The following is a 24,500-nucleotide window of genomic DNA, read 5'->3' as shown; positions in this document are numbered from 1 at the left end:
TCCAGTAGGAGGGTGCACGCGACGCCGGCACCACCATGAAAGTGCGTTTGCCTTTTGACAACGAGGTAACTCTGGCTCATGGCTCCGCCGGTGTAACACTTGCATCGCTATGAGACTCAAACATGAACTGCCAGTTGAAGGTCGAGGGAATGCTTCTCCACATAGTCCAGCGCGCCGCGGACAGCCCCAACGGTGACAATCGAGTCGCCCAGCGGTGAAACTGCAATACGCGGGGGAGTGGCAGTGAAATCCTTCAGCTGCCGGGTAATCGGTTCAAGCAGGACGCCCGCCGAATTGGCCACTGCCCCGCCGATCACCACAAGCTCCGGGTTGAACACAGTGGCCACCGCGCCGATCACCCGTGCCACGCGATCCGCCAGGCGGTCCAGTATCCGCAGGGCCATGGCGTCCCCCTCGGCGGCGGCTGCGAAGACGTGCTCAGCCTCCGCGCCGCCTTGGGCCGCATACTCCCGGAGGGATGTCCTGGTTTTGCCGGCCAGCGCCTCGGCCGCCCACGTCCTGGCCAGGCTGGCGATGCCAAACGTGTCCCCCACACCCTCCACCCGGTCCAGGAACGCGAGCTCACCGGCGCCACCGCGGCTTCCATGCAGCAGCCGCCCGCCGTCGATCACCCCTGAGCCGAAGCGTTCGCTGGCAAGGATCACCACGACGTCGTCCACCCCCGCCGCAGCACCCCGCCAGCGGTCGCCGAGCGCGGCCAGGTTGGCGTCGTTTTCCAGCAGGACCGTCCAGCCGTGCCGGTCCCGCATGGCTGCCTTCAGGCCGACGTCGAACAATCCCCAAAAATGCTGCGCCAGCAGTACCTCGCCGTTCCGGTCCACCGGCGCGGCAATGCCGGCGCAGACGGCCAGGACGGAATCGGGCGGGGCGCCCACCCCCCGGAGTGCGGAGAGCGCGGTGCGGTCGATGACCGAGACGCGTTCCGCGGCGGATATTTCGGCTTCCGCGAAGGGCAGGCTGGAGCGCCCCAGCACCTGCCCGCGAAGGTCCGACACCACCACCGTGGCTTTGGAAACCCCGATGTCCATGCCGAGCACGTAGCCGGCGCGCTCGTTGAGTTCGAAGCGGCGGGCGGGCCGGCCCTTCCGGTACCCGCCGAAGGCCCGCTGGTTCTCCAGCTCGAGGAGCCAGCCCCGCTCCTTGAGGTCCTCGCAGACGGCGATGGCCGTGGCGCGGGTGAGGCCGGTGGCTTCCATGACTTCCGTGACCGTGACGATCCCGGAGGAGCGCATGAATTCCAGCACGGCGCCGGCACTGACGCGGCGGAGCAGCTGCGGGGTGGCAGCCGTGGTTTCAGCCATGCTGTTGACCTTTCCGTGCGGCGGGCCAGATAATGATCGGGCAACTAAATTTAGAACCAAAATAAATATAGTCGACAAGCAGCAAAGGATCACCCCTTGTCCACCACCGCCACCCTGGCAACCCTTTCCGATTCCGACCGCCTGGCCGATCCGAACTGGTGGCGCCAGGCCTCTGTGTACCAGATCTATCCGCGCAGCTTCGCGGACTCCAACGGCGACGGCATCGGCGACCTGAAGGGCATCACCTCCAAGGTCCCGTACCTGAAGTCGCTCGGGATCGACGCCGTCTGGCTGAGCCCTTTCTACCCCTCGGCGCTTGCCGACGGCGGCTACGACGTGGACGACTACCGGGACGTTGACCCCAAGCTGGGCACCCTCGAGGACTTCGACGAAATGGCCGCCGCCCTGCACGAGGCCGGCATCAAGCTGATCGCGGACATCGTCCCCAACCACTCCTCCAACCGGCACGAGTGGTTCAAGGAAGCGCTCGCCTCACCCAAGGGATCGCCTGCCCGTGACCGCTACATCTTCCGTGACGGCAAGGGCCCCAACGGCGAGTTCCCGCCGTCGGACTGGGACTCGGTGTTCGGCGGACCCGCCTGGGAGCGCATCACCGAGCCGGACGGCACCCCCGGCCAGTGGTACATGCACATCTTCGCCAAGGAGCAGCCGGACCTGAACTGGTCCAACCGGGAAATCCGCGAGGACTTCCTCAAGACCCTGCGCTTCTGGTCCGACCGCGGCGTGGACGGCTTCCGGGTGGACGTGGCCCACGCCCTCACCAAGGACCTCACCGAACCGCTGCTGTCCAAGCTGGAACTGAGCGCGGCCAACACCGGCGTGGACGGTTTCGACGACGGCACGCACCCCTTCTGGGACCGCGACGAAGTGCACGAGATCTACGCCGAATGGCGCGAGGTGTTCAACGAGTACAACCCGCCGCGCACCGCCGTGGCTGAAGCCTGGGTCCACGCCACCCGCCGGGCACGCTACGCCAGCCCGGAGGGCCTTGGCCAGGCCTTCAACTTCGACCTGCTGCAGGCTGACTTCGACGCCGCCGAGTACAAGGAGATCATCACCCGGAACCTGGCCGAGGCGGCCGCCACTGGTGCCTCCTCCACGTGGGTCTTCTCCAACCACGACGTGGTTCGCCACGCCACCCGCTATGGCCTGCCCCAGGTCTCGAAGGGCAAGGCAGGCACCAAGGGCCAGGACGGTAAGGACTGGCTGCTCGCCGGTGGCCCCAAGGAGGAACTGGACACGGAGCTCGGCGAGCGCCGCGCCCGCGCCGCCACCCTGCTGATGCTGGCTGTCCCGGGCTCCGCCTACCTCTACCAGGGCGAGGAGCTGGGCCTCCAGGAAGTGGCGGATATCCCTGAATCCGAGCGCCAGGATCCGTCCTTCTTCCGCAACAAGGGCGTGGAGATCGGCCGCGATGGCTGCCGCGTCCCGCTGCCGTGGAAGGTTGAAGGAACCTCCTTCGGCTTCGGCGAAGGCGGTTCGCACCTGCCCCAGCCCGACTGGTTCAGCAAGTACGCCGTCGAGGCGCAGGACGGGACCCAGGGTTCCACGCTGGAGCTCTACCGCAAGGCCCTGAAGCTCCGCCGCGAACTGCAGACGGACGAGGAGCTGGAATGGCTGGAGACCGGCAACCCGGAGGTCCTGCACTTCCGCCGTCCCAACGGCTGGCAGTCCGTGACCAACTTCGGGGACACCGCCGTCGCGCTTCCCGACGGTGAGGTCCTGGCCAGCAGCGCGCCGCTTGAGGACGGCAAGCTGCCCGCCAACACCACCGCATGGCTGCGCTGATGCCTGGACCGGTCCCCGAACGGCGGCCCTCCTGATGCAGGAACTGATCTATGGCTGCATGGGCCTGGGCGGCAGCTGGTCCGACGAGCCGCATGCCGGTGAGCATGTGGACGAGGCCGCTGCCGCCGTCGAGGCTGCCCTGGCCGCGGGAATCACGCTGTTTGACCACGCGGACATCTACCGCAGCGGCAAGTCCGAGGCAGTCTTCGGCGAGGTGCTCGCGTCCACCCCGGGGCTGCGTGACCGCATCCGGCTGCAGACCAAGTGCGGGATCAGGCTCAACGAGCGCGGACTGAAGACGCACTATGACCTCAGCCGGGAAGCCATCCTGGAGCGCGTCAACGAAAGCCTGAAGCGGCTGCGGACGGACTACGTGGACGTCCTCCTGCTGCACCGCCCGGACCCCCTGGCGGACCCGGCGGAGGTGGCGTCCGCCGTCGGGCAGCTGATGGCGGAAGGCAAGGTCCGGCAGCTCGGCGTGTCCAATATGTCCGGGGCGCAGATCGAGGCGCTGCAGGACCGGCTGGAAACCCCGGTGGTGGCGAACCAGCTGGAGATGAGCCTGCTCAAACGGGCCTGGCTGGAAAGCCAGGTGCTGGTGAACCATGCCGAGCACCTGGACTACAGCTTCCCGCACGGCACCCTGGAGTACTGCGTGAGGAACTCCATCACGCTCCAGGCCTACGGCTCGCTTGCCAAGGGCCTGTACACCGGGGCGGAACCGGAAAGCCCTTCGTCCGCTGAGGCAGCCACCGCCGAGCTCGTTGCGGCGCTGGCGGGGGAATACGGCAGCACGGGGGAGTCGGTCCTGCTGGGCTGGCTGATGAAGCACCCGGCCGGCATAGCCCCGGTGATCGGGACCGTCAACCCCGGCCGGATCCGTGCCTGTGCCGACGCCGCCCGCGTGGCCCAGGCCATGACCCGCGCGGACTGGTACCAACTCTGGGTCACTGCGCGCGGCAGCAACATCCCCTGACCCACCCCAACTAAGTAGCTGCAAGTGTCGTTTTGGCGCCCCAAAACGACACTTGCCGCTACCTGCTTTCGCCGCCGGGCCTGTCATATCCCGTTTAGTTCGTATTGAACCTCCCGAGCCGGCCGTTTTCGCCCCCGTGCCCCTTCCGGGGCGGATACGGTAGATACATGACGTCTACCATCGCCACCGAGACCGTAAGGCCGGAACGCAATATCCCCGCAGAGATCGCCCGTTCATGGCTCCTTGTGAATGCCATGAAGACGGAGCTCTTCGACCAGTCGGCAGTGTCCCGCGCCGACTCGATCATCCTGGATATTGAAGATGCCGTGGATCCCTCCCAGAAGGACCAGGCCCGGAACAACGTGGTTGACTGGCTGACCGCCGGCGGCAAGGCCTGGGTCCGCATCAACGACGCCACCAGCCCGTTCTGGGCAGCGGACCTGGCCGGCCTCCGCGGCACCCCGGGACTGCTCGGCGTCATGCTGGCCAAGACCGAATCCGCGGACCAGGTGACCGAGAGCTTCCACCGCATGGACGGCAAGACGCCCGTCATCCCGCTGGTGGAATCCGCCGTCGGCATCGAGGAAGCCAACAACATCGCCAAGGCCCAGGGCGCTTTCCGCCTGGCCTTCGGCTCCGGCGACTTCCGCCGCGACACCGGCATGGCCGCCACCCCCGAAGCCATGGCCTACCCGCGCGCCAAGCTCGTCGTCGCCAGCCGGGTGGGCAACCTGCCAGGGCCCATTGACGGACCCACCGTGGGCACCAACCACCCCATCCTGCGCGAGCAGACCGGCATCACGGTGATGATGGGCATGACCGGCAAGCTCTGCCTGGCCATCGACCAGACCCCCGTGATCAACGAGGTCATCAGCCCCACGCCGTCGGACGTTGCCTGGGCCACCGACTTCATGGCCGACTTCGAAGCCAACGGCCGTGTGATCCGTGACGGGTCCGACCTGCCGCGCCTGGGCCGCGCCGAGAAGATCATGAAGCTCGCGGTAGCCTTTGGGGTGCAGCCCGCGCTGTAGCACCCACGCTTTTCACACCAGGAGACCCCGTGACCGATGCGCGCTATCTGGTCCACGGGGTCTTCTGGCCTGCGGGGGACGGTTCTGCCAACGGCGCGCCTCCTGTCCTGCGGCTGCAGGCTGCGGACAGCACCTTCCGGGAAACAGCGCTCGACGACGGCACCAGGCTGGGCGTTCGGCTCGCGGCCGACGGAAAGTACTGCCTCGGCCACCACCGGGTCCATGGCCCTGGCCACCGGGACCACGTGCTGTGTGCCGGCCGCCTGCCCTCGGCCCGCGGACACCAGTGCGAACGGTGCTTCCTGGCGGACGACTTCCGGCTCATGCACGACTTCCACCGTGACGGACGCGTCCCGCCCGGGCTCCGCAGCTACCTGATGCAGCCGCACTGGCTCTACGTGGCCACCTTCGCCAACGGGGCCAGCAAGGTGGGAACGGCTTCCAACCTGAGGAAATGGCAGCGGCTGGCCGAACAGGGCGCGGTGGTGGCCAGGTACATAGCCCGCGCCGCGGACGGCCGGATAGTACGGATCCTTGAGGACCTGGTAACGCGCGACGGCAGGCTCCCGCAGCAGGTGCGGTCAGCCGCCAAGGCAGGAGCCCTCGCCGACCCCGCCCCTGCGGGCTTCCTCAAGGCGCACAATGCGGCGCTGGCGGCCACAGCGCGCCGCGTCATTTCCCGCTCTGGCCTGGATGGGTTCGAGGTGGTGGACGAAGCCTGGGCCAGGCACGGACTGGCTGAACGGCTGTGTTCGGCAAGCCCCAGGCACGCCTACCCCCACAGCCTGGCTGACGGGCCGCACGGCTTCACCATCCGGTCCGTCTGCGGCAGTTTTGTGCTGGCCACGCTGGACGATACGGACCTCGAATTCGTTGTGGACCTCGGCCGGCTCAAGGGCAGGCGCATCGAGCTTGGAGACTATTCCTCGGAGGTCCCGGCCGTGCAGGAAGCCCTGTTCTAGGGTTGGCCGGTAGACTTTCAGGGTGCTGAACGAATTCTGGGCCACCGCCCCAACCCGCTACAAAGTCCTGGTCTTCAGCGCCATGGGGTTGATCGCCGTCGGCATCATCCTGAACCTGGTGGGCAACACCAGCGGCAACACCGGCCTCGCCACAGCATCCCTTCCGCTGATCGGGCTGGGCCTCGTCCTGCATATCGCCGGCATCGTGGTCCGCGGCCAGACCATCAGGAAAAACTACAAAGGGTAGACGGCATTCCGGCGGACGTGGCTGCGGGCATGTTCCACGGCGTCATCGAGGTCCTCAAACAGGTGCCTGTGGTGCCGCAGTGACCGGATCACCCCCACGTTCGTGACCAGGCCCAGATGGTCCGGACGGACCCCCTTGAGCAGCACGGTGATGCCCCGCAGCTCCAGGGCGGAGATGACCTCCACCAGAGCATGCGCCCCGGTGGCGTCCAGCATGCGCAGCTGGGAGAGCCTGATGATGGCCACCTGCACGTCCCTGATCTGGCTGATCTCCTGGAGGATGCGTTCTGCGGCACCGAAGAACATGGCCCCGTCCAGCCGGAGCACGGCAATGTGCTCATCCCCTTCTGCCTGCGGCCCGGGGATTTCTTCGCGCTGCACGCTGCTCAGCGACGCGAATTTGCGCAGGGTGAAGAGTGCGGCCGCCGCGAGCCCTATCTGGATGGCGACGATCAGGTCGAAAGCAACGGTGATGATGGCCGTGAGGATGAAGACGGCGGCGTCGGCCCTGGTAGAGCGGATGATGGCCGTGACGGTCCGCCGGGACACCATCCTCGCCGCGGTGACCATCAGGACTCCGCCCAGCGCCGCAAGGGGAATGCGGCTGACCATTCCGGAAGCGAGGTAGACAATGGCCAGCAGCACCACGGCATGGACCCCGGCGGAGAGCCGCGTTTTCGCTCCTGAGCGGACGTTCACCGCCGTCCGGGCGATGGCTCCGGTGGCTGGCATCCCGCCGAACAGCCCGGCCGCAATGGAAGCCAAGCCCTGGCCCGTCAGTTCCCTGTCCGGGCTGTAGGGCCCGCTCGGGGTTCCGTCAGGCCCGCTCATGCCGGCTGCCACCCGGGCGGAGAGCAGCGACTCAATGGCGGCAAGGCAGGCCACTGCCACCGCCGGCATCGCGAGGCTGCCCAGGGAGGCCAAGTCAAATGCGGGGATGGCCGGCGCGGGAAGGGAGTGCGGCAGCGGACCAATGCGCGGGATGCCCAGTTGGAAGAGCTCGGAGGCCGCAGTGGCCAGGAGGACCGCGAGCAGGCTGGCCGGAAGCGCCCGGAACAGCTTTTGCACCAGGACCATCACGACGGCGACCCCCGCCACGAGCGCAAGTGTCACCAGCGCGGTGGGGACGCGGGCCCCCGATGCCGCCTCAACAGCGGCGAGCAGGGTGTTGTGGCCCGGGACACCGGACGTGCCGGTGGCCAGCGGAACCTGCTGGAGGAAGATAATGGCGGCGATCCCGAGCGTGAAGCCCTCCACCACGGGCCAGGGAATGAACGCAACAGCCCGGCCCAGGCCGCTGAATCCCAGGACGCAGACCAGTAGCCCCGCCATGACCGAGAGCAGGGCCACGCTGACGGCGCCGTGCACTGCCACGACGGGGGCGAGGACCACAACCATGGCGCCGGTTGGGCCGGAGACCTGCACAGGGGATCCGCCCATGACGGCTGCCACCAGGCCGGCCACGATCGCGGTGATCAGGCCGGCCTCTGCGCCCACCCCAGAACTGACGCCAAACGCCAGCGCCAAAGGCAGGGCAACGATGCCCACGGTGATACCGGCAAGCAGGTCGGTTCGCCACGATTTCCCGAGTCCCGTGTAATCCAGCCTGGAGGGCAGGAACTGGTTGGCGCGCTTGCCCGGGGCGCGCACACCAGCACTCACGGGGTGTTCCCGCCGTCGAGGTGGCCTGCGGGCAGCTGCTGCGCCAGCCGGAGCTGCTCGTTGGAGCCGGCAAGGCTGTCCAGGAGGAAGGTCCGCGCGATGGAAAGCAGCTGCGCAATTCCGGGGTGTGCCAGCTGGTACGTTACGGCGTTGGCCGTGCGGACCGAGGTCACCACCCTGTGCTTGCGCAAGGTGGCCAGGTGCTGGGAGAGGTGCGAGGCTTCAAGGCCGGTTTCTGCGAGCAGGTAGCTGACGGCCGCCGTTTCCTGCGGGGCCGCGGCCAGCAGCTCGAGGATCCGGATTCTGGCCGGGTGCGCCAAGCCCTTGAAGAGGTTGGCTTTGATCTCGTACAGCGGGGCCTGGGCGGAGGACAACATGGAAAAGCGCTCCTGTGCGCGGTGCCGCCAGGCACGCACAGTGCCGAGCGGCATGATGGAATGATAAATCCATCATATCAGTGTGGTGCAAGGTCCTGCCCGGTACGGCAACGATAGGCTTGGGCCCATGACTATCAATCCGGACCTGCAGGGCCGCAGCTACCCTGCCGCAGAGGTGTACGACGTTGGCCGCGAGAAGATCCGCGAATTCGCCCGTGCGGTCAAGGCCGCCCACCCTGCACATTTCGACGTCGACGCCGCCAGGGCCCTGGGCCACGCGGACCTCGTTGCCCCTCCGACGTTCGCCATCATCATTGCCCAGCGCGCCGACGCCCAGCTCATTGAGGATCCGGAAGCCGGCATCGACTTCTCCCGTGTGGTGCATGCCGACCAGCGCTTTACGCATCACCGGCCCATCTTCGCCGGCGACCGGCTGGTGGCGGAACTCCACGTGGACGGCGTCCGTGCAATGGGCGGGGGAGCGATGATCACCACCCGCTCCGAAATCTTCGCCCTCGGTTCCGGCGAGGCCCGTGAGCCTGTCACCACCACCACGTCATCCATCCTGGTCCGCGGAGAGGGACAGTAACCATGAGCCTCAACATCCACGACCTCAGCGCCGGCCAGGAGATCGGCAGCCGCACCATCGAGGTCACCCGCACCGACCTGGTCAAGTACGCCGGCGCCTCCGGCGACTTCAATCCCATTCACTGGAACGAAGCCTTCGCCACCAGCGTTGAACTGCCCGGCGTCATTGCCCACGGCATGTTCACCATGGGCTCCGCCGTGCAGCTGGTGACGGATTGGGCAGGCGACCCTGCCGCCGTCGTCGACTTCCAGACGCGCTTCACCAAGCCCGTCCTGGTCGCCGACACTACGGGCACCGACGAACCAGGCGCCACCATCGAGGTCAGCGGCATCATCGGCAAGCTCGACGCCGAGGCGAACACCGCGCGCGTTGACCTCACTGTTGTTTCCGCCGGGCAGAAGGTCCTGATGAAGGCCCAGGCCGTCGTCAAGCTCTCCTGAACTCCTGTGTCAAGGACTGAGGGAGGATCCCCCATGGGTATCCTCCCTCAGTCTGCTTTATGGAATTCCCTGACGCGATCCGCGGGTCAGGAAGCCCCGGCAGCGTTGTAGGCCGACTGGATGACAGAGCCCCAGTACGGGCCGTACATCTTCGTGGAGTTGCTGCCGTAGCCGTAGCTGTTGACCGAGTTCTGGTATCCGCCGGACGACGTGCCGATGAACCACGGACCGCCGGAGGAACCGCCGGTCATGTTGCAGGGAATCCCCTGGGTGTTGAACTGAGGGTTGTAGGGATCATTGGTGGCGGTCCCGGAGCAGCTCTTGAGGGACTCTCCATTGAAGGGCGGAGCGGCCGGGTAGCCGAAGGCCTTGTAGCTGAGGCCGCGGGCTGCATTGAACGTCACTCCGGAGGCGCCAACCACGTCGGCAAGGTTGCGGCCGTTCAGCGGTGACATCACGGCGAACCCGGTGTCGTACTGCATGTTGCCTGATGAGCTCCACTGCGTGGGCGCGTAGAGCGCCCTGGCCGTCCACTTGCCGTAGGGCGCGGCCCCGTTGAGGTAGGCGGGGACAAAGGTGAACCTTGTCGCGAAAGCGCCGGGCCCCTCATTGAGGCAGTGCCCAGCGGTGGAGACAGTGCTTCGGTTGGTGGACGCGACCGAGTTGGCCGAGCAGACGTAGTCGGCGCCGCCCAGGGTGAAGAACACCTTGCCGATATGCGGGACCGGGTTTTCGCTGGCGTTCGCCATGGGCTGGACTGAGGGATCCGAGCCCTTGACTTTGCTTTCAGCTCCCTTGCTGACGGCTTCTCCTGCCGGCGCCGTGTTGGCCTTTTGCCGCTGCAGTGCCTTTTTGGCGAGTACATCGCCCGGTGTGGCTGCCCGCATCCGCTCGGGAGTCCAGTAGTCAGCGTCTCCGACCGTCCTGGTGCTGCTCACCCTTGGAGCGCCACCGTCGTCAGGGGAAGGAGGTGCCGCCGTGGCGCCCCCTGCAGACGAAAGGGCGAACAAGGTGGCTGTCGAGAGGCTCATGAGGCTTGTGGCCAGAGTCCTGGTAATAGTCATAGCTGTCCTATGCGGTTTGGGGAAGCGGACCCAAGTGTGTGATCCGCTGGCTTGAAGGTACGCAGATATGACAAATTTGTAAATATCAAATACTAACTATGTTAGTTAATTGTCGATCTTGTTACTGAGCGGTGAGGGTGCACTTCGGCGGACGCCGTGAGGGCCCTTCCGGTTCCCTAGTATTGTGGTCTGGTGACTTCCACCCTGCTTTCCGAGCTGACCACGGCCGCCGTCGGAGGCCCCGCCGGCACCTACGTCGAGGCCCGCACCGAGGCTGAGATCATCGAGGCCGTCCGGTCTGCCGACGCAGCCGGGGAGCCTCTGCTGATCATCAGCGGCGGCTCCAACCTGCTGATTTCCGACGACGGGTTCCCCGGTACCGTGGTGAAGATCGCCTCGGAAGGCTTTACGGTCAACGCCGAGGATTCCTGCGGCGGCGTGGCAGTGGTGGTGCAGGCCGGCCACAACTGGGACAAGCTGGTGGAGTACGCGGTTCTTCACGCCTGGTCCGGGATTGAAGCCCTCGCCGGAATCCCGGGCTCCACGGGGGCCACGCCCGTGCAGAACGTGGGCGCCTATGGCTCGGACGTCTCCCAGACCATCGCCGCCGTCCGGACCTGGGACCGCGGGCGCAACGCCGTCAAGACCTTCACGAACTCTGAGCTGAAGTTCGGTTACCGGGATTCCATTCTCAAACAGACCACCACCAAGGGATCGCCGCGTTACGTGGTGCTGACCGTGGAGTTCCAGTTGCCCATCGGCCGGATGAGCGCACCCATCCGGTACGCGGAGCTGGCCCGCTCACTGGGAGTGGAGCAGGGCAAGCGCGCCTATTCCACGGACGTGCGCCGGGAAGTGCTGCGGCTGCGGGCATCAAAGGGTATGGTGCTGGACCCGGCCGACCGGGACACCTACTCCACGGGGTCGTTCTTCACCAACCCGATTGTTCCCGCAGAGGTCGCAGAAGCCCTGCCCGAAAACGCACCCCGTTACCCGGCAGGCAAGGACGGGCTGGTGAAGCTGTCTGCGGCATGGCTCATCGACCAGGCGGGCTTCGGCAAGGGCTTTGGACTGGAGCCGGGCAGCGTGAGCGGGGGCCGGGCGTCCCTGTCCACCAAGCACACGCTCGCCATCACCAACCGTGGCTCGGCCAGCGCCATGGACGTGGTGGCGGTGGCGCGCGAGGTGCGTGCCGGCGTCGAAAAGCGCTTTGGCATCGAGCTGCACCCGGAACCCCTGCTTATCGGCGTGCAGCTTTAGCGGCTTTCCCACACAGGGGCCTTTCCCGTGCATCAGTGCTGCCCCAGTTGCCGGGTGGCCATGGTCCGGGCCTGTACGGCGCATAGGATGGGGCCATGGCCGGGAAGCGCATCAGCCGCAAAACGATGGGCAGGCTGCGGCTGGTGTCGCAGCGGCTGGTGCCGGTCCCGGCGGGCCGGGTGCAGCCAAGAGAGCTGGGGCCAGACGTGCCGGGCTCCATTGCCGCGACCGTCCGCTGGATGACCGCCATGCAGGCCCAGGACCTGCAGGCGGCAGCGTGGGCTGTGGGCGCCAGGGTCCCTGAAGCGGGCCTGTCAGATGTCCGCTCCGCTCTCGATGCCGGCGCTGTGGTCCGCTCCTGGCCCATGCGCGGGACTTTGCACCTGGTGGCACCGGAGGACCTTCGGTGGATGCTTGGCCTCACAGCGGAGCGGCTCACCAAGGGCATCGCCTCCCGGCACCGCGAACTCGGCATCGCTTGGGCGGACGTGGAGAAATGCCGGGACATCGCGATGGAGCAGATTGCCGCCGACGGTCCCGCCAGCCGCGCTGAACTCTTTGGGATTTTCGACGCTGCCGGGCAGCCCACGCGCGGCCAGCGGGGCATCCACATCCTGGGGACCCTGTGCCGGCACGGCTGGCTGGTCCTGGGCCCGCTGGCCGGGAACCAGCAGCTGTTTGCGGCCTTCGACGACTGGATTCCCGTCTCGCGGACCCTGTCGCGGGAAGAGGCCGTGGCGGAGTTCCTGCTGCGCTACCTCCGCAGCCATGGCCCGGCAACCCTGCGCGACTTCGCCTGGTGGACGCAGCTACCCCTGACCGAGGTCCGGGCGGCTTTCGAGGATGTAAAAGACCAGCTGGTGGGGCTTGGCTACGACGGGACAAGCTACTTGCTGTCCCCGGAAACGGCATCACTGCTCGACGGCGGAGTCCCCGGCCAGCGGTCTGTCCTCCTGCTGCCCGGCTTCGACGAATTTGTGTTGGGGTACCAGGACCGGAGCCTGGTCCTGGCAGCGGAGCATGCCGGCAAGATCGTGCCGGGCGGCAATGGCGTCTTCAAAAAGACCCTGGTAGTCGGGGGAGAGGTGATTGGCACCTGGTCCCGCAGCGGTACCGGCCCTCGCGCCGCCGTCGCGCCTGAACTGTTCGATGGGACCCAGCCACTCGGTCCTGCCGCCACGGCTGCCCTCGCCAAGGAGGCCCGGCGCTACCTGGCCTTCCTCGAAGGCTGACCGCTTCCCGGAACTGCACGGGCGGCCCTGCCCCGCTTAACCGGTGCCGGGCAGCACCGTTCATGCGGGGCACGGCCGCTGTTGCAGTTGGAGGGCCACCGGGTTATCCACATCCGGCGCCTCGGGGCTTCGTATGAAGCCCGCGGCCCCGGAACCTAGGACCATGAAGCTTGAAATGATCCGGGAATTGGTGGATGGGCGCTGGCCGGCAACACCCCTGGCGTCAACCGCGCAGCTGGCGCGGGCCGGAATTGGGGACCGCCTCCTGACATCGGCAGTCCGGAGCGGCCTGATTCTCCGCCTGTTCCGTGGGGCCTACGTCCGGAGCTCGTACTGGCTGGGGATAAAGCCGTGGACCCGGGACAGGGTGCTCGTTCACGCTCATCATGCCGCCACAGGAGGGACCTCCCGCTACAGTCATGAGAGCTCCGCACGGCTCCACGAATGCCAGGTGTGGAATGCCGGACCGCTGATCCACGTCACAACCAGCTATGCCAATTCCCGGACGAGCGCGGGAAAGGACGTTCGGACGCACCGGGCGGAGTTGACTGAACGGGATATCACCACGCTCTGGACCGCGGACGGCAGGGAAATCCGGACTACCAGCCTGGAAAGGACGGTCCTGGACTGTGCCCGCATCCTGCCGCTCGAGCAGGCGGCCGTGATTGGTGATCACGCATTGCGCATGGGTGCCAGCCTCTCCGAGATCACGAGGCGCCTTGACGAAAGGCCGGAGAAGCGGGGGAGCCGGCGGGCGCGGCTCCTGCTCGATGCGCTTGATGGACGGTCCGAATCTGCCGGTGAGACACGGACCAGGCTCCTGTTGGACTCCTTGGGCCTGCGCGGTTTCATCCCCCAATTCGAGATTCCCACTGCCTCTGGATTGTTCCGGGCGGACTTCGCTGACCCGGAGTCGCGGCTCATCATAGAGTTTGACGGCGCCGGGAAGTACTCGGACTACCGCCCAACAGCGGATGTCCTCCTGGCAGAGCGCCACAGGGAGAACGCGATCATCGAGGAGGGATGGCTGGTTCTTCGGCTCGTCTGGAAGCACCTCGACCAGCCTGCGGACCTGAAACGCCGTGTCCTGGCTTTGGCGGAGCGCGCTCGACGCATTCCTGCTTGAAACAAAAAGCGGCCGTGCCCCGCATGAGCGGTGCTGGGCAGCAACGCTTGTGCGGGGGACGGCCGCTCTTGGGCAGCTGTGAAGAGGCTACAGGTTCCCGGTGGCGATGTTGAGCATGCGGCGCAGCGGCTCGGCGGCGCCCCAGAGAAGCTGGTCGCCCACGGTGAAGGCGCTGATGTACTGCGGGCCCATTTCCATCTTGCGGATACGGCCCACCGGAATGTCCAGGGTGCCGGAGGCGGCGACGGGGGTCAGGTCAGCCATGGAGGCTTCCTTCGTGTTCGGAACCACCTTGGCCCACTCGTTGTCCTCGGCCAGCAGCTTCTCGATCTCGGCAACAGACAGGTCCTCGCGGAGCTTGAGGGTGAGCGCCTGGGAATGGGAGCGCATGGCGCCGATCCGGACGCAGAGGCCATCCATGATGACGCGGTTTTCCTCGGAGGTGCCCAGGATCTTGTTGGTCTCAACCCCGGCCTTCCACTCTTCCTTGGACTGTCCGTTGCCCAGGTCCGCGTCGATCCAGGGGATCAGGGAGCCGGCCAGGGGGACGCCGAACTGGGTGGCGTCGATGTCCGTGCGCTGGTGGGCCAGGACCTTGCGGTCGATGTCCAGGATGGCCGACGCCGGGTCGTCCAGTTCCGTGCTGACCTCGGCATTGAGCGTCCCGAACTGGCTGAGCAGCTCACGCATGTGCCGGGCGCCGCCGCCGGAGGCAGCCTGGTAGGTCATGGACGTGCCCCACTCAACGAGCCCGTTCTTGAACAGGCCGCCAAGTCCCATGAGCATGCAGGACACGGTGCAGTTGCCACCGATGAAATCCTTGGTGCCGTTGACCAGGCCCTTGTCGATGACGTCCCGGTTGATCGGGTCCAGCACGATGATGGAGTCATCGTTCATGCGCAGGGTGGACGCTGCGTCGATCCAGAGGCCGTCCCAGCCGCGGCTGCGCAGTTCGCCGTGGACCTGCTTGGTGTAGTCGCCGCCCTGGGCGGTGACAATAATGGGCAGCTTGGCCAGCGTGTCGACGTCGAACGCGTCTTCGAGCCTGCCCGCGCTGCCTGCTGCTGTTCCAGCAAGCGTCGGCGCGGCACCTCCCGCATTGGACGTGGAGAAGAACACCGGGTTGATGTTGGCGAAGTCGCCCTCGTCCTGCATGCGCTGCATGAGGACGGAACCGACCATGCCGCGCCATCCGACCAGGCCGACGGAAGGGGTAGCTGCTGTAGTCATTGGTCCAGTTTAGACTTCGGAGCCGGCAGGGCGCAGTCGGTTACGTCACTGCCGGACCAGAAGGAGGCCACCGGCGGACGGCGCCGGGTGCCTGGCGGGAGGATCACTGGGAGACATGCCCTGCTCCTGGCTCAGGGGCCTGCCGTTCCTTCCTTATCTTCTTGGCCCGATACTCGTCCCTGGCCATGCCAAAGGTGTACCAGGCGCCGAAACCCCCCAGCACGATAGGGAACAATGCACCCCACTCCGGCCCCCCACCTTGCCCGAACGAGGCAAGGAACACCACCGAAGAACCGAGGAACAGGAGGCCCAGAAAGGCTGACACAATTCCCATGCCCCACCAGGATCGGACCTGCACCTGGCCCCGGCCGGGAGAAAAACCGATTTCGTCGCCGGGGTAGCTGTGCAGCTCGCCGGCATCGGTTCGCCGCAGGACGCGCTTCTCTCCCCGGGCGAGGGCCGCCTTGTGCTCGGCATAGACCTCATCGTTGCGGCGCTCACGCTCGCGATCGAATGTCATTGTCAGTCCTGGCGGATGGTGCGGATCTGGTCAAGCAGGGCAGCGTCATCAAGGCCAGTGGCCTCAACAATGTCCTTCTGCTGAGCGTTGGAGGTGCCGATGGTCCAGGTTCCGCCACCGCCATTCTTCACGTAAAGGGTCTGCCCCGTGGGTTCCTCCCGGCGGCGAACTGTTGCGCCGCCCTGCGGGTTGCTGTGCAGGTGCTGCTTGATGACCATGAGGTTGGCCTCGGCAGCTGTGACGTCTGGCCTCTGCGCCATGGCCCACCAGGTGAAGTAGGAGCGCGGCTGGAACAGAAGGTGGATGTCCGCACTTTCCATCGCGATCACGCTGTCGCCTCCTTCTGCAGTGAGCAGCGCAATCTCCATGCGGCGGCTGGCCGAAGAAAGGACAGTGGCAACTGCCGCGGTGGGTCCTGCCACCGCCAGAAGCCCGTCACTTCCGGCGGTTGCCAGGCCGCGGGCCACCAGGGAGGATGCGCCTGCGCTCACCATGTCCCTATCGCCAAGGTAGCTGCCAACCCGCAAGGCCTCCGCGCTGAGCACAGCTGCGTCACCGCCCCGCAGGCTCGCCAGGGCGGCCATCTCGGCAAATCCATAACCGATGGCGTCGGGGATGGCTTGTGCTGGTGTTTCAGTCATCGTCAGTACCTCTCTTAGTGTGCTCAGAACCCGAAGAAGTCGCCGACATTTTCGGCCGCGTCCCCGGCACCTTCCCACGCCGCTTTGGCACCGTCAGCGATGGATCCGCCGATGGCATTGACACTCTCCTTGACCACCGGGACGTTGTCGTAGATGGCGAGCGCGCCGGATGCAACCATTGCGGCGGTTCCAACAGGTGGCGGCGCGAAGCCCAATACGCCCAGGGCTGCCTTTGCGGTCGAATAGTAGGCTGCGCCGTTGTCATCCTGGTTGCCGTTGCTGAAGTTGTTGAAAGCGTCGAGGGCATCGAGTCCAACCCCCAGCCCGCCGAGGGCCTTGCCGCCGAACTCGAAGAACGTTGCAGCCTTGCCGCCGTCAACGAGGTTCAAGGCAGTATCCCACCGGCCGTCGAACAGCTCGGACGAAGTGTTGAAATACTGGCTGAGCATGTTGGTGTCCTGAAATGCCTTTGCCACGTCGCGGAAGTCCTTGGAGAAGAACTCGGCGAAGCTGTCTGCCTTCGTGATGAAGTGTGGCAGATCAAAGAGACCAGCCCGAAGGTTGGGAAGGGCCTTGGCCAGGTTGTAGATGTCCCAGCCCTTGCGGAAGGGAGAGTTGTCATTGTCGGCAATCCAGTCGGGGCCGAGCTGGAAGGGTGCACCGGGCGCGCCGGAGGGGCGGCCCGGGAAGCCCGCCGGGAGGACACCCTGCAGGCCGCCGCCAGATCCTGCACCTTCGGAACGGCTCGCATTCTCCTGCTCTTCGGCGTTGGTGAGCAAAAGCTTCGATTCCTGCTTCAGGCGTGCAGCCGTCTTTTGGAGGAGTGCCCGGTGGTTGCCGTTCCAGTCGGAACGGAAATGTTCCGCGTCCTGGCCTTTCCATGCCGGATTGTTGTTGATCTGGCTGCTCAGCTGCGTGGACTGCTGCAGCAGGAGGTCTGCCGTTGAGCTGAACTGCCGCGCGAGCGTCCGCAACTGGGCTGCGTCCGCGCCCCACAAGTTTCCTGCCACCAGGCATCCCCCAATCTTCGAAAACAGCCGTCCCTGACGCTGCAGGCCCCAGCCTAGTGAACAACCCGGGACGTGCGCGATGGGGTGTCCTCCCCATGTGCGCGAGGGCGGCTAGCCGCGGTCAGATTCCTCCCGCACGGCGGTTTTTCGGGCGCGCAACGCGAAGAACGCACCGAACGCGAACACCTGGGTGACCACCACCAGCACGATGGCTCCCGCGATCTTGTTGCCGCCCAGGATCATGGTCAGCCCGACAATTGCGGAGAGGAGCGCCAGCAGCGGGAGCAGCATGTAGCCCAGCACAAACAGGGTTTCGGGTTTCTTCAGCATGTCCTAGCCCTCCGTCCTTGACCATTTGGTGAACCTGTAGCGCGTGCCGTTGGCGGCGGTGAGCCAGCCGTCGGGAGGGACGGAGGCGGACGCCTCCCAACTGGTGCCCAGCTCGGGGGCGAACGTGTCGCCGTCGGCCTTCACGTCAATGGTAGTGACCACCGCAACGTTGGCGAGCTCAGTGGACTGCTGGAAAATCTCGCCGCCGCCCAGGATCCAGACCGTGTCCCCGCCGTCCACGAACTGGGACTCAAGCAGGGCGTCATCCAGGGAAGGAACCACGACGGCGCCCTCCGCCTCGGGCGTTTCGGCCCAGCTTTTCTGCCGGGTGACCACGATGTTGGTGCGGCCGGGCAGGGGGCGGAACTTGTCCGGAAAGGACAGCCAGGTTTTGCGGCCCATGATCACGGGGTGGCCCATGGTCAGCCGGTTGAAGTGCTTGAGGTCCTCGGGGAGGTGCCAAGGCATGTCCCCGTCCTTGCCGATCACGCCGTCCGGGGTCTGCGCCCAGACCAGGCCGACGCCCGTCACCGAGGCGGCGAGCTCTTCAGTAAAGGACTGCGGGTCGGTGAAGTTCTCTGTGCTCATACGGCGATCGGGGCCTTGATCGTGGGGTGGTGCCGGTAGCCCACCACTTCGAAGTCCTCAAGCGTGTAGTCGAAGATCGACGCCGGCTTGCGGGTGATCTTCAGCTGCGGGTACTCATACGGCTCCCGCTCGAGCTGCTTGAGGACCTGGTCCATGTGGTTCTCGTAAATGTGGACATCCCCGCCGGTCCAGATGAACTCGCCGGGCTCCAGCCCCACCTGTTGGGCCACCATGCAGGTGAGCAGCGCGTAGGAGGCAATGTTGAAGGGGACGCCCAGGAACATGTCCGCGGAGCGCTGGTACAGCTGGCAGGACAGCTTGCCCTCCGCCACGTAGAACTGGAAAAACGCGTGGCACGGGGGCAGGGCCATGTCATGGAGTTCGGAGACGTTCCAGGCGGACACAATATGCCGGCGTGAGTCCGGGTTGGACTTCAGGTTCTCAATGAGCTCGGCGATCTGGTCGATGTGGCCGCCGTCGGGGGTGGGCCAGCTGCGCCACTGCACACCGTACACCGGGCCCAGGTCGCCGTCGGCGTCGGCCCATTCGTTCCAGATGGTGACGCCCTGGTCCTGCATCCATTTCACGTTCGTCTCACCGCGCAGGAACCACAGGAGCTCCACTGCCACGGACTTGAAATGCACCCGCTTGGTGGTGATCAGCGGGAAACTCTTCGTCAGGTCAAAGCGCATCTGGCGCCCGAAAACGCTGGTGGTTCCGGTTCCCGTGCGGTCCGATTTGTGCGTGCCTGAAGCCAGAACATCGCGCAGGAGGTCTTCATAGGGGGTTGGGATGCTCACGCCTAAAGTCTACTTGGCTGATCCCTGGAGCAGCTGCGCGACATTCAATCATCGAACGGCTTGAACTGCTCCACCGCCACAACCCGCTTCCGCCCGTCCAGGGCCACGTGGCACACCAGCAACTCGCCGGGGGTAAGGTACGGCTCCTTGCCCGGGAGGAGGTCACGCAGGTGCGGCGGCATGTGCTCGCCGAGCTGGCTGAACACGGTGGGCAGCGCAGGGCGGTGCGTGCAGACCACCACTGGCCGCTGCTTGTCGAACAGGCCCTCGATGACGGCGGCCGTTTTCTTGGGGCTGCGCTGGTGCCGGTGCTCCGTGAGCGCTTCCGCCAGCTTCACCTTCGCGCCGGCGGCTTTTGCGTAGGGCGCCACCGTTGCGACGCACCGCAGCCAGGGGCTGGTCACCACGCGGAGCGGCATCCAGGTGTGCAGCAGCCGGCTGACCGCCTGCGCCTGCCGTGTCCCCGTGGCGGCCAGGGGCCGCTCGCCCTCGGCCTTGCTCCAGGATGAGCGGGGCTTCGCCTTGGCATGGCGGAGCACCACCAGCGGCCAGGTGTCCAGCTCCCCGCGCTTATGCGCCGCGGAAAGGTACTGGAGGGGCACGACGTCGGAGGGGTTGGACAGCAGCGCGGCCGCCTTCTCGGGGGCGCACCACATGACGCTGTCCACCTCGTTGCCATCGGGAAGCAGCCTGACCCCGTTGGCCTTGACGGCCCAGTAGTGGACAACCTTGAGGCCGGAGGCCACGTGGTAGTGGATGGGCGGCAGGGGAATGCCCAACTGCGCGACGAGCCCGATTTCCTCCCGCACCTCCCGGACCGCGCACTCAGGCACCGTTTCGCCGTCGTCAATCTTGCCTTTGGGCCACGACCAGTCGTCGTAGCGCGGGCGGTGGATCAGCAGGACCTCAAGCTTGTCCTTCACCACCCGCCAGGGCAGGGCCCCGGCAGCTGTTACGGCTACTGGTTCCCCCGGGTGGTCTGTTTGGTCTGCTACAAGTGCATCGCTCGACAAAACAGTGGCCCTTACCGGCGGCTCAGGCTGCGCTGCCGGGGGCGGGAAGCCAGCAGCCAGGACTGGACATCCTCCAGTGGGTTGCCGTCGTCGTCCAGGTGGTGCCGGGTCCAGACCCCCTGGTTGTCCAGGTGCCAGCTGGCGGTTTCCGGAGCCATGTAGCGCCGCAGCAGGTCAAGGACGTAGGTGATGTCGTCGGCGCTGGCCAGCTGGACCAGGGCCTCCACCCGGCGGTCCAGGTTGCGGTGCATCATGTCCGCGGAACCGATATACACCACAGGATCCCCACCGTTGGCGAAGGCGAACACCCGGGAGTGCTCCAGGAACCGGCCCAGGATGGAGCGGACGGTGATGTTGTCGCTGAGGCCCGGCACTCCCGGGCGGAGGGAACAGATCCCGCGGACCACCACGTCCACCTTCACTCCGGCCTGCGAGGCGCGGTACAGGGAATCGATGATGGCCTCGTCCACCATGGAATTGACCTTGATCTGCACGCGGCCGGGGATCCCGGCCCGGGCGTTGCGGATCTCGGTTTCAATGCGGTCGATCAGCCCGGAACGGACGGAACGAGGCGCCACCAGCAGCCTCTTGAACGTTGACTTGGGGGCGTAGCCGGAGAGCTGGTTGAACAGCTTGGACAGGTCCTCGCCCACCTGCTCGTTGGCGGTCAGCAGGCCCAGGTCCTCGTAGTAGCGGGCAGTCCGGGGGTGGTAGTTGCCGGTGCCGATGTGGCAGTAGCGGCGCAGCCCGTCCACCTCCTGACGGACCACCAGCGAGAGCTTGCAGTGCGTCTTGAGGCCCACGATGCCGTAGACAACGTGCACGCCGGCCTGTTCCAGCTTGCGGGCCCAGGAGATGTTCGCCTGCTCGTCGAACCGCGCCTTGATCTCTACCAGGGCCAGGACCTGCTTGCCGGCCTCGGCGGCATCGATCAGCGCGTCCACGATGGGCGAGTCGCCGGATGTGCGGTACAGGGTCTGCTTGATGGCCTGGACCTTGGGGTCCGCGGCGGCCTGCTCCAGGAACGCCTGGACGGAGGTGGAGAACGAGTCGTAGGGGTGGTGGAGCAGGATGTCACGCCGGCGCATGGCCGCAAACACGTTGGCAGCCTTGGACGTCTCCGACTCGTTGAGGTACCGGGACGTGTGCGGGACGTGCTTGGGGTAGTGGAGGTCGGCACGGTCGATGCCGGCGATCACGGACAGTCCGCGCAGGTCCAGTGGGGCCGGAACGGAGTACACCTCGGATTCCTCGACGCCCAGCTCCCGGATCAGCAGCGCGCGGATGTTCGGGTTGATGTCGTTGGTGACCTCAAGCCGCACGGGCGGGCCGAAGCGGCGCCGCAGCAGCTCCTTTTCGAGGGCCTGCAGGAGGTTCTCGGCGTCGTCCTCCTCCACCTCCACGTCCTCGTTCCTGGTGACGCGGAAGGTGTGGTGCTCCAGGACCTCCATCCCGGGGAAGAGCTTGTCCAGGTGGACGGCGATGACTTCCTCAAGGGCGATGAACCGGGCCACGCGCCCGGCCACGGCGCCGGCACGGGGACCGTCGATGGAGATCAGGCGCGGGAGCTGGTCCGGCACCTTGACGCGCGCGAAGAGCTCCTTGTCGCTGACCGGGTTGCGGACCACCACGGCGAGGTTGAGTGAAAGCCCGGAAATGTAGGGGAAGGGGTGGGCCGGGTCCACTGCCAGGGGCGTGAGGATGGGGAACACCTTCTCGGCGAACATCAGGCTGAGCTGCTGCTTGGCGGTCTCATCCAGCTCGTCCCAGTGCATGAGGTGGATGTGTTCGTAGGCCAGGGCGGGCCGGATCTGCTCGGCGTAGACCTGCGCGTGCCGCTGCTGGAGCCGGTGGGCCTCTTCGCTGATCCGCTCCAGCACCTCCACCGGGCTGAGGCCTGCGGGGGAGGGGACGGCCAATCCCGTGGCGATGCGCCGTTTGAGGCCGGCAACCCGGACCATGAAGAACTCGTCCAGGTTGGAGGCGAAGATCGACAGGAAGCTGACGCGCTCCAGCAGGTGGAGGGTGGCGTCCTCGGCCAGTTCCAGCACGCGGGAGTTGAAGCTGAGCCAGCTCAGCTCGCGGTCCAGGAAACGGTCCGGCCGGATGTCGCCCTCAGGCTGCAGGTTCGGCGCGAACTCGGGGATGTCAATGCGGTCCTGGGTGGCCCTGGACGCTGGAACCTCCGAGGAGCCGAAGCGGGCACGCACCGGCACTGCAACATCCTGTGACGTGGCTGATCCGGAAGGTTCCGGGTTCATGGCATCTCCTTTACCTGGCGGTTGATGCTGGCGCTTCCGGCCTGCGCGGTCCTGCTTCAACCTTACAAGCATTCAGCACGCCGACGACCGCTGATTTCCAGCCCGCACCGGATAATCCGCCTGCAGGACTACCCCGCTGCCACCGGCCCGTACATCACGTCCATGTCCCAACGGGTGAACCCCAGCCGCCGGTACAGCGAAACGGCCGGGGCGTTGTCCGCGTCGGTGTAGAGCATGACGGCGTGCAGCCCCAGGTCCTGGAGGTACCTGATCCCGGCCACGGTAAGTGCCTTGCCGAGGCCCATGCCCTGGGCTTCGGGCGCAACGCCTACCGCGTAAACCTCGCCGATGGCGGGGTGCGGACCATGTTTGGGGTGGACCTTGGTCCAGTGGAAACCAAGCAGCCGTCCCTGCCGGTCCTCGGCCAGCAGGAAGCCTTCGGGATTGAACCAGTCCTCGGCCATCCGGGCTTCAAGGTCGGCCCGGGTCAGGCTGCCCTGTTCCGGGTGGTGGGCGAAGGCGGCCCGGTTCAGGGCCAGCCAGGCGTCCTCATCCTGGCCGGGGACAAAGGCCCGGAGGGACACGCCCTCCGGCAGGACGGCCTCGGGAAGGTCCGCCCCCGCCGTCGTCATCCTCATCTTCCACAGCTCACGGACAGGCCCAAATCCGTAGCGGGCGGCCAGCTCCGCGGCGGCCTCATGGTTGCCGTGGGACCACGCCTTCAGCCCGTCCAGGCCGCGGCTGTCCTTCAGCGCACCCACCAGGCGGTCCGCCACTCCCTGGTTACGGTAGCTGGGGTGGACGGCGATCTCCAGCACCCCGCTGCCGTCCGCGGATTCCACCACCACGGCAAACCCGGCCAGGTCCTGCCCGCTGGAGGGATCGTTGTCCTCGTCCGGGGCATACAGCGCCAGGGTCAGCACCGAGTGCTCCGCAGAATCGCCGGCGCGCATGGTCACCTGGGTCTGCTCCGAAATGGAGGGGTTGCCGTCCGATTCCTCTGCCGCGGCCAGGAGGTCCCGGCAGTCCTTCAGGAGCTGCCGGTCAACCCCGCCCCGTTCAGCATGGACGGGCCACTTCTCTGGGTGCGCTGGAGTCATGAGGCAAGGCTATACGGGAAGCGGCGCCGGCGCTCAGGCCTCGGTGAGCTCGTCTTCCTGCTGCCGCACCAAGGTCAGGCGGTAGCCCACGTTGCGTACGGTGCTGATGAGGTTCTCGTGATCGGCGCCCAGCTTCGCCCGCAGGCGCCGGACGTGGACATCCACGGTGCGCGTGCCGCCGTAATAGTCGTAGCCCCACACTTCGGTGAGCAGCTGCTGCCGGGTGAAAACACGGCCGGGGTGCTGCGCCAGGTACTTCAGCAGCTCAAATTCCTTGAAGGTCAGGTTCAGCGGTGCGCCGTTCACGCGGGCGGTGTAGCTCGCTTCGTCGATGACGACGCCCGCGGCGCGGATCTCTGTTGGCGTGTCCTCCTGGTCGGGGACGGCACGGGCAACGGACAGCCTGATGCGGGCTTCCACTTCAGCCGGCCCGGCGGAGTCCAGGACGATGTCGTCCACGGCCCACGCTGAGGAAACAGCGGCCATGCCGCCTTCGGTCAGGATCAGCACCAGGGGAGCGCTCAGGCCGGTGGCCTTCAGCAGCTGGGTAAGGGAACGGGCGCCCACCAGGTCCTTGCGGGCATCCAGCAGCACGATGTCGCAGGGATCGGTCTCCAGCAGCGCCGTGGGCTCGGCAGGGAGGATGTGGACCCGGTGGTTCAGCAATTCCAAGGCAGGCAGGATGTCCACCGAAGAGCCAGAGCTGTTCGTCAAGAGCAGGATGTGCGACATTGTTCCTCCAAGGGCCGTCCGCGCATCATTGGGCGACTGAACCGGGTTTCCACCGGCCGGTACTGGCTTCCTGCTGGGGTTTGGGCCATTGTTCAGGGCGCCGGCCGGCCACCTCAGCAGGGAGCGTAGCTGAGCTTTGAGTATACCCGGCGGCGCCTTCGCAGCCATGGATCCGGCCT

25 protein-coding genes are annotated in these 24,500 nt (G+C 66.4%); 10 read left to right on the top strand and 15 right to left on the bottom strand.

Going from position 1 to position 24,500, the window contains the following annotated elements:
• Positions 1–116: 116 nt before the first annotated feature.
• Positions 117–1,322: an ROK family protein gene (locus tag FHJ30_RS14710; protein WP_139029982.1), complete on the bottom strand. Its 1,206-nt coding sequence runs from the start codon at positions 1,320–1,322 to the stop codon at positions 117–119.
• A gap of 96 nt (positions 1,323–1,418) precedes the next feature.
• Here FHJ30_RS14710 and FHJ30_RS14705 point away from each other — a divergent pair, with 96 nt between their 5' ends.
• From FHJ30_RS14705 to FHJ30_RS14685, 5 genes are all read left to right on the top strand, one after another.
• Positions 1,419–3,131, top strand: a complete 1,713-nt coding sequence (locus FHJ30_RS14705; RefSeq protein WP_139029981.1) for a glycoside hydrolase family 13 protein — start codon at positions 1,419–1,421, stop codon at positions 3,129–3,131.
• Positions 3,132–3,165: 34 nt separating this feature from the next.
• Positions 3,166–4,107 carry an aldo/keto reductase family oxidoreductase gene (locus FHJ30_RS14700; RefSeq protein ID WP_139029980.1) on the top strand — a complete coding sequence of 314 codons (942 nt, stop codon included), beginning with the start codon at positions 3,166–3,168 and terminating at the stop codon, positions 4,105–4,107.
• Positions 4,108–4,274: 167 nt separating this feature from the next.
• Positions 4,275–5,138: a CoA ester lyase gene (locus tag FHJ30_RS14695; RefSeq protein WP_139029979.1), complete on the top strand. Its 864-nt coding sequence runs from the start codon at positions 4,275–4,277 to the stop codon at positions 5,136–5,138.
• Positions 5,139–5,167: 29 nt separating this feature from the next.
• Positions 5,168–6,100, top strand: a complete 933-nt coding sequence (locus FHJ30_RS14690) for a DUF2797 domain-containing protein (protein WP_139029978.1) — start codon at positions 5,168–5,170, stop codon at positions 6,098–6,100.
• 22 nt (positions 6,101–6,122) lie between these two features.
• Entirely contained in the window at positions 6,123–6,347 is a 225-nt protein-coding gene (locus FHJ30_RS14685) for a DUF3188 domain-containing protein (protein WP_139029977.1), read from the top strand.
• On the opposite strand, the gene FHJ30_RS14680 is transcribed toward FHJ30_RS14685, so the two are convergent.
• Positions 6,335–8,008 (bottom strand): SulP family inorganic anion transporter, encoded by a 1,674-nt coding sequence (locus tag FHJ30_RS14680; protein WP_240793713.1) that lies wholly within the window; start codon positions 8,006–8,008, stop codon positions 6,335–6,337. The genes FHJ30_RS14685 and FHJ30_RS14680 overlap by 13 nt on opposite strands.
• Positions 8,005–8,385, bottom strand: a complete 381-nt coding sequence (locus FHJ30_RS14675) for a metalloregulator ArsR/SmtB family transcription factor (protein WP_139030049.1) — start codon at positions 8,383–8,385, stop codon at positions 8,005–8,007. Before FHJ30_RS14675 ends, FHJ30_RS14680 begins: the two co-directional genes overlap by 4 nt.
• Positions 8,386–8,512: 127 nt before the next feature.
• Here FHJ30_RS14675 and FHJ30_RS14670 point away from each other — a divergent pair, with 127 nt between their 5' ends.
• Entirely contained in the window at positions 8,513–8,974 is a 462-nt protein-coding gene (locus FHJ30_RS14670) for a MaoC family dehydratase N-terminal domain-containing protein (protein WP_139029976.1), read from the top strand.
• A gap of 2 nt (positions 8,975–8,976) precedes the next feature.
• The gene (locus FHJ30_RS14665; RefSeq protein WP_139029975.1) at positions 8,977–9,414 is read left to right on the top strand and encodes a MaoC family dehydratase; all 438 of its coding nucleotides are present in this window, start codon (positions 8,977–8,979) and stop codon (positions 9,412–9,414) included.
• 86 nt (positions 9,415–9,500) lie between these two features.
• On the opposite strand, the gene FHJ30_RS14660 is transcribed toward FHJ30_RS14665, so the two are convergent.
• Positions 9,501–10,478 (bottom strand): serine protease, encoded by a 978-nt coding sequence (locus tag FHJ30_RS14660; protein WP_139029974.1) that lies wholly within the window; start codon positions 10,476–10,478, stop codon positions 9,501–9,503.
• Positions 10,479–10,670: 192 nt separating this feature from the next.
• On the opposite strand from FHJ30_RS14660, the gene FHJ30_RS14655 reads away from it, so the two are divergent.
• From FHJ30_RS14655 to FHJ30_RS14645, 3 genes are all read left to right on the top strand, one after another.
• Complete coding sequence (locus tag FHJ30_RS14655; RefSeq protein ID WP_139029973.1) at positions 10,671–11,738, top strand: UDP-N-acetylmuramate dehydrogenase; 1,068 nt, start codon at positions 10,671–10,673, stop codon at positions 11,736–11,738.
• Between the two features lie 95 nt (positions 11,739–11,833).
• On the top strand, positions 11,834–12,970 hold the full coding sequence (locus FHJ30_RS14650) for a winged helix DNA-binding domain-containing protein (protein ID WP_139029972.1): 1,137 nt from the start codon (positions 11,834–11,836) through the stop codon (positions 12,968–12,970).
• A 163-nt stretch (positions 12,971–13,133) separates the two neighbouring features.
• On the top strand, positions 13,134–14,096 hold the full coding sequence (locus tag FHJ30_RS14645) for a type IV toxin-antitoxin system AbiEi family antitoxin domain-containing protein (RefSeq protein ID WP_171059066.1): 963 nt from the start codon (positions 13,134–13,136) through the stop codon (positions 14,094–14,096).
• A gap of 87 nt (positions 14,097–14,183) precedes the next feature.
• Here the strand turns inward: FHJ30_RS14645 and asd are convergent, their stop codons facing one another.
• The 11 genes from asd to FHJ30_RS14590 form a co-directional block, all read right to left on the bottom strand.
• Entirely contained in the window at positions 14,184–15,326 is a 1,143-nt protein-coding gene (gene asd / locus FHJ30_RS14640) for an aspartate-semialdehyde dehydrogenase (RefSeq protein ID WP_139029970.1), read from the bottom strand.
• 103 nt (positions 15,327–15,429) lie between these two features.
• On the bottom strand, positions 15,430–15,846 hold the full coding sequence (locus tag FHJ30_RS14635) for a hypothetical protein (protein ID WP_139029969.1): 417 nt from the start codon (positions 15,844–15,846) through the stop codon (positions 15,430–15,432).
• Positions 15,847–15,848: 2 nt separating this feature from the next.
• Entirely contained in the window at positions 15,849–16,487 is a 639-nt protein-coding gene (locus tag FHJ30_RS14630; RefSeq protein WP_139029968.1) for a hypothetical protein, read from the bottom strand.
• 23 nt (positions 16,488–16,510) lie between these two features.
• Positions 16,511–17,497, bottom strand: coding sequence for a WXG100 family type VII secretion target (locus tag FHJ30_RS14625; protein ID WP_240793712.1), 987 nt, complete (start codon positions 17,495–17,497; stop codon positions 16,511–16,513).
• 111 nt (positions 17,498–17,608) lie between these two features.
• Positions 17,609–17,827 carry an NF038396 family protein gene (locus tag FHJ30_RS14620; RefSeq protein ID WP_139029967.1) on the bottom strand — a complete coding sequence of 73 codons (219 nt, stop codon included), beginning with the start codon at positions 17,825–17,827 and terminating at the stop codon, positions 17,609–17,611.
• Positions 17,828–17,830: 3 nt separating this feature from the next.
• Positions 17,831–18,415 carry a dihydrofolate reductase gene (locus FHJ30_RS14615; RefSeq protein WP_139029966.1) on the bottom strand — a complete coding sequence of 195 codons (585 nt, stop codon included), beginning with the start codon at positions 18,413–18,415 and terminating at the stop codon, positions 17,831–17,833.
• Positions 18,412–19,215 (bottom strand): thymidylate synthase, encoded by an 804-nt coding sequence (locus tag FHJ30_RS14610; RefSeq protein WP_139029965.1) that lies wholly within the window; start codon positions 19,213–19,215, stop codon positions 18,412–18,414. The genes FHJ30_RS14615 and FHJ30_RS14610 overlap by 4 nt, the downstream gene beginning before the upstream one ends.
• Before the next feature lie 44 nt (positions 19,216–19,259).
• Positions 19,260–20,228: an NUDIX hydrolase gene (locus FHJ30_RS14605; RefSeq protein WP_139029964.1), complete on the bottom strand. Its 969-nt coding sequence runs from the start codon at positions 20,226–20,228 to the stop codon at positions 19,260–19,262.
• Positions 20,229–20,239: 11 nt separating this feature from the next.
• Positions 20,240–22,489, bottom strand: a complete 2,250-nt coding sequence (locus FHJ30_RS14600) for an RNA degradosome polyphosphate kinase (protein WP_139029963.1) — start codon at positions 22,487–22,489, stop codon at positions 20,240–20,242.
• A gap of 128 nt (positions 22,490–22,617) precedes the next feature.
• Positions 22,618–23,589 carry a mycothiol synthase gene (mshD, locus tag FHJ30_RS14595; RefSeq protein ID WP_139029962.1) on the bottom strand — a complete coding sequence of 324 codons (972 nt, stop codon included), beginning with the start codon at positions 23,587–23,589 and terminating at the stop codon, positions 22,618–22,620.
• Between the two features lie 33 nt (positions 23,590–23,622).
• Entirely contained in the window at positions 23,623–24,321 is a 699-nt protein-coding gene (locus FHJ30_RS14590; protein ID WP_139029961.1) for a response regulator transcription factor, read from the bottom strand.
• Positions 24,322–24,500: the final 179 nt, after the last annotated feature.

This window comes from Arthrobacter sp. BB-1 (assembly GCF_006151685.1).
Taxonomy (GTDB): Bacteria; Actinomycetota; Actinomycetes; order Actinomycetales; family Micrococcaceae; genus Arthrobacter.
Note: the sequence above shows the minus strand (reverse complement) of the source record. Positions and strands in the feature narration are given on the sequence as shown.

What these genes read in the sequence shown, in the direction of transcription:
- FHJ30_RS14620 (WP_139029967.1), bottom strand. Translation starts at nt 17,827, where the DNA reads ATGCTGAAGAAACCCGAAACCCTGTTTGTGCTGGGCTACATGCTGCTC.
- FHJ30_RS14600 (WP_139029963.1), bottom strand. Translation starts at nt 22,489, where the DNA reads ATGAACCCGGAACCTTCCGGATCAGCCACGTCACAGGATGTTGCAGTG.
- FHJ30_RS14650 (WP_139029972.1), top strand. Translation starts at nt 11,834, where the DNA reads ATGGCCGGGAAGCGCATCAGCCGCAAAACGATGGGCAGGCTGCGGCTG.
- FHJ30_RS14635 (WP_139029969.1), bottom strand. Translation starts at nt 15,846, where the DNA reads ATGACATTCGATCGCGAGCGTGAGCGCCGCAACGATGAGGTCTATGCC.
- FHJ30_RS14670 (WP_139029976.1), top strand. Translation starts at nt 8,513, where the DNA reads ATGACTATCAATCCGGACCTGCAGGGCCGCAGCTACCCTGCCGCAGAG.
- FHJ30_RS14675 (WP_139030049.1), bottom strand. Translation starts at nt 8,385, where the DNA reads ATGTTGTCCTCCGCCCAGGCCCCGCTGTACGAGATCAAAGCCAACCTC.
- FHJ30_RS14695 (WP_139029979.1), top strand. Translation starts at nt 4,275, where the DNA reads ATGACGTCTACCATCGCCACCGAGACCGTAAGGCCGGAACGCAATATC.
- FHJ30_RS14615 (WP_139029966.1), bottom strand. Translation starts at nt 18,415, where the DNA reads ATGAGCACAGAGAACTTCACCGACCCGCAGTCCTTTACTGAAGAGCTC.
- FHJ30_RS14590 (WP_139029961.1), bottom strand. Translation starts at nt 24,321, where the DNA reads ATGTCGCACATCCTGCTCTTGACGAACAGCTCTGGCTCTTCGGTGGAC.
- FHJ30_RS14700 (WP_139029980.1), top strand. Translation starts at nt 3,166, where the DNA reads ATGCAGGAACTGATCTATGGCTGCATGGGCCTGGGCGGCAGCTGGTCC.
- asd (WP_139029970.1), bottom strand. Translation starts at nt 15,326, where the DNA reads ATGACTACAGCAGCTACCCCTTCCGTCGGCCTGGTCGGATGGCGCGGC.
- FHJ30_RS14630 (WP_139029968.1), bottom strand. Translation starts at nt 16,487, where the DNA reads ATGACTGAAACACCAGCACAAGCCATCCCCGACGCCATCGGTTATGGA.
- FHJ30_RS14710 (WP_139029982.1), bottom strand. Translation starts at nt 1,322, where the DNA reads ATGGCTGAAACCACGGCTGCCACCCCGCAGCTGCTCCGCCGCGTCAGT.
- FHJ30_RS14645 (WP_171059066.1), top strand. Translation starts at nt 13,134, where the DNA reads ATGAAGCTTGAAATGATCCGGGAATTGGTGGATGGGCGCTGGCCGGCA.
- FHJ30_RS14660 (WP_139029974.1), bottom strand. Translation starts at nt 10,478, where the DNA reads ATGACTATTACCAGGACTCTGGCCACAAGCCTCATGAGCCTCTCGACA.
- mshD (WP_139029962.1), bottom strand. Translation starts at nt 23,589, where the DNA reads ATGACTCCAGCGCACCCAGAGAAGTGGCCCGTCCATGCTGAACGGGGC.
- FHJ30_RS14665 (WP_139029975.1), top strand. Translation starts at nt 8,977, where the DNA reads ATGAGCCTCAACATCCACGACCTCAGCGCCGGCCAGGAGATCGGCAGC.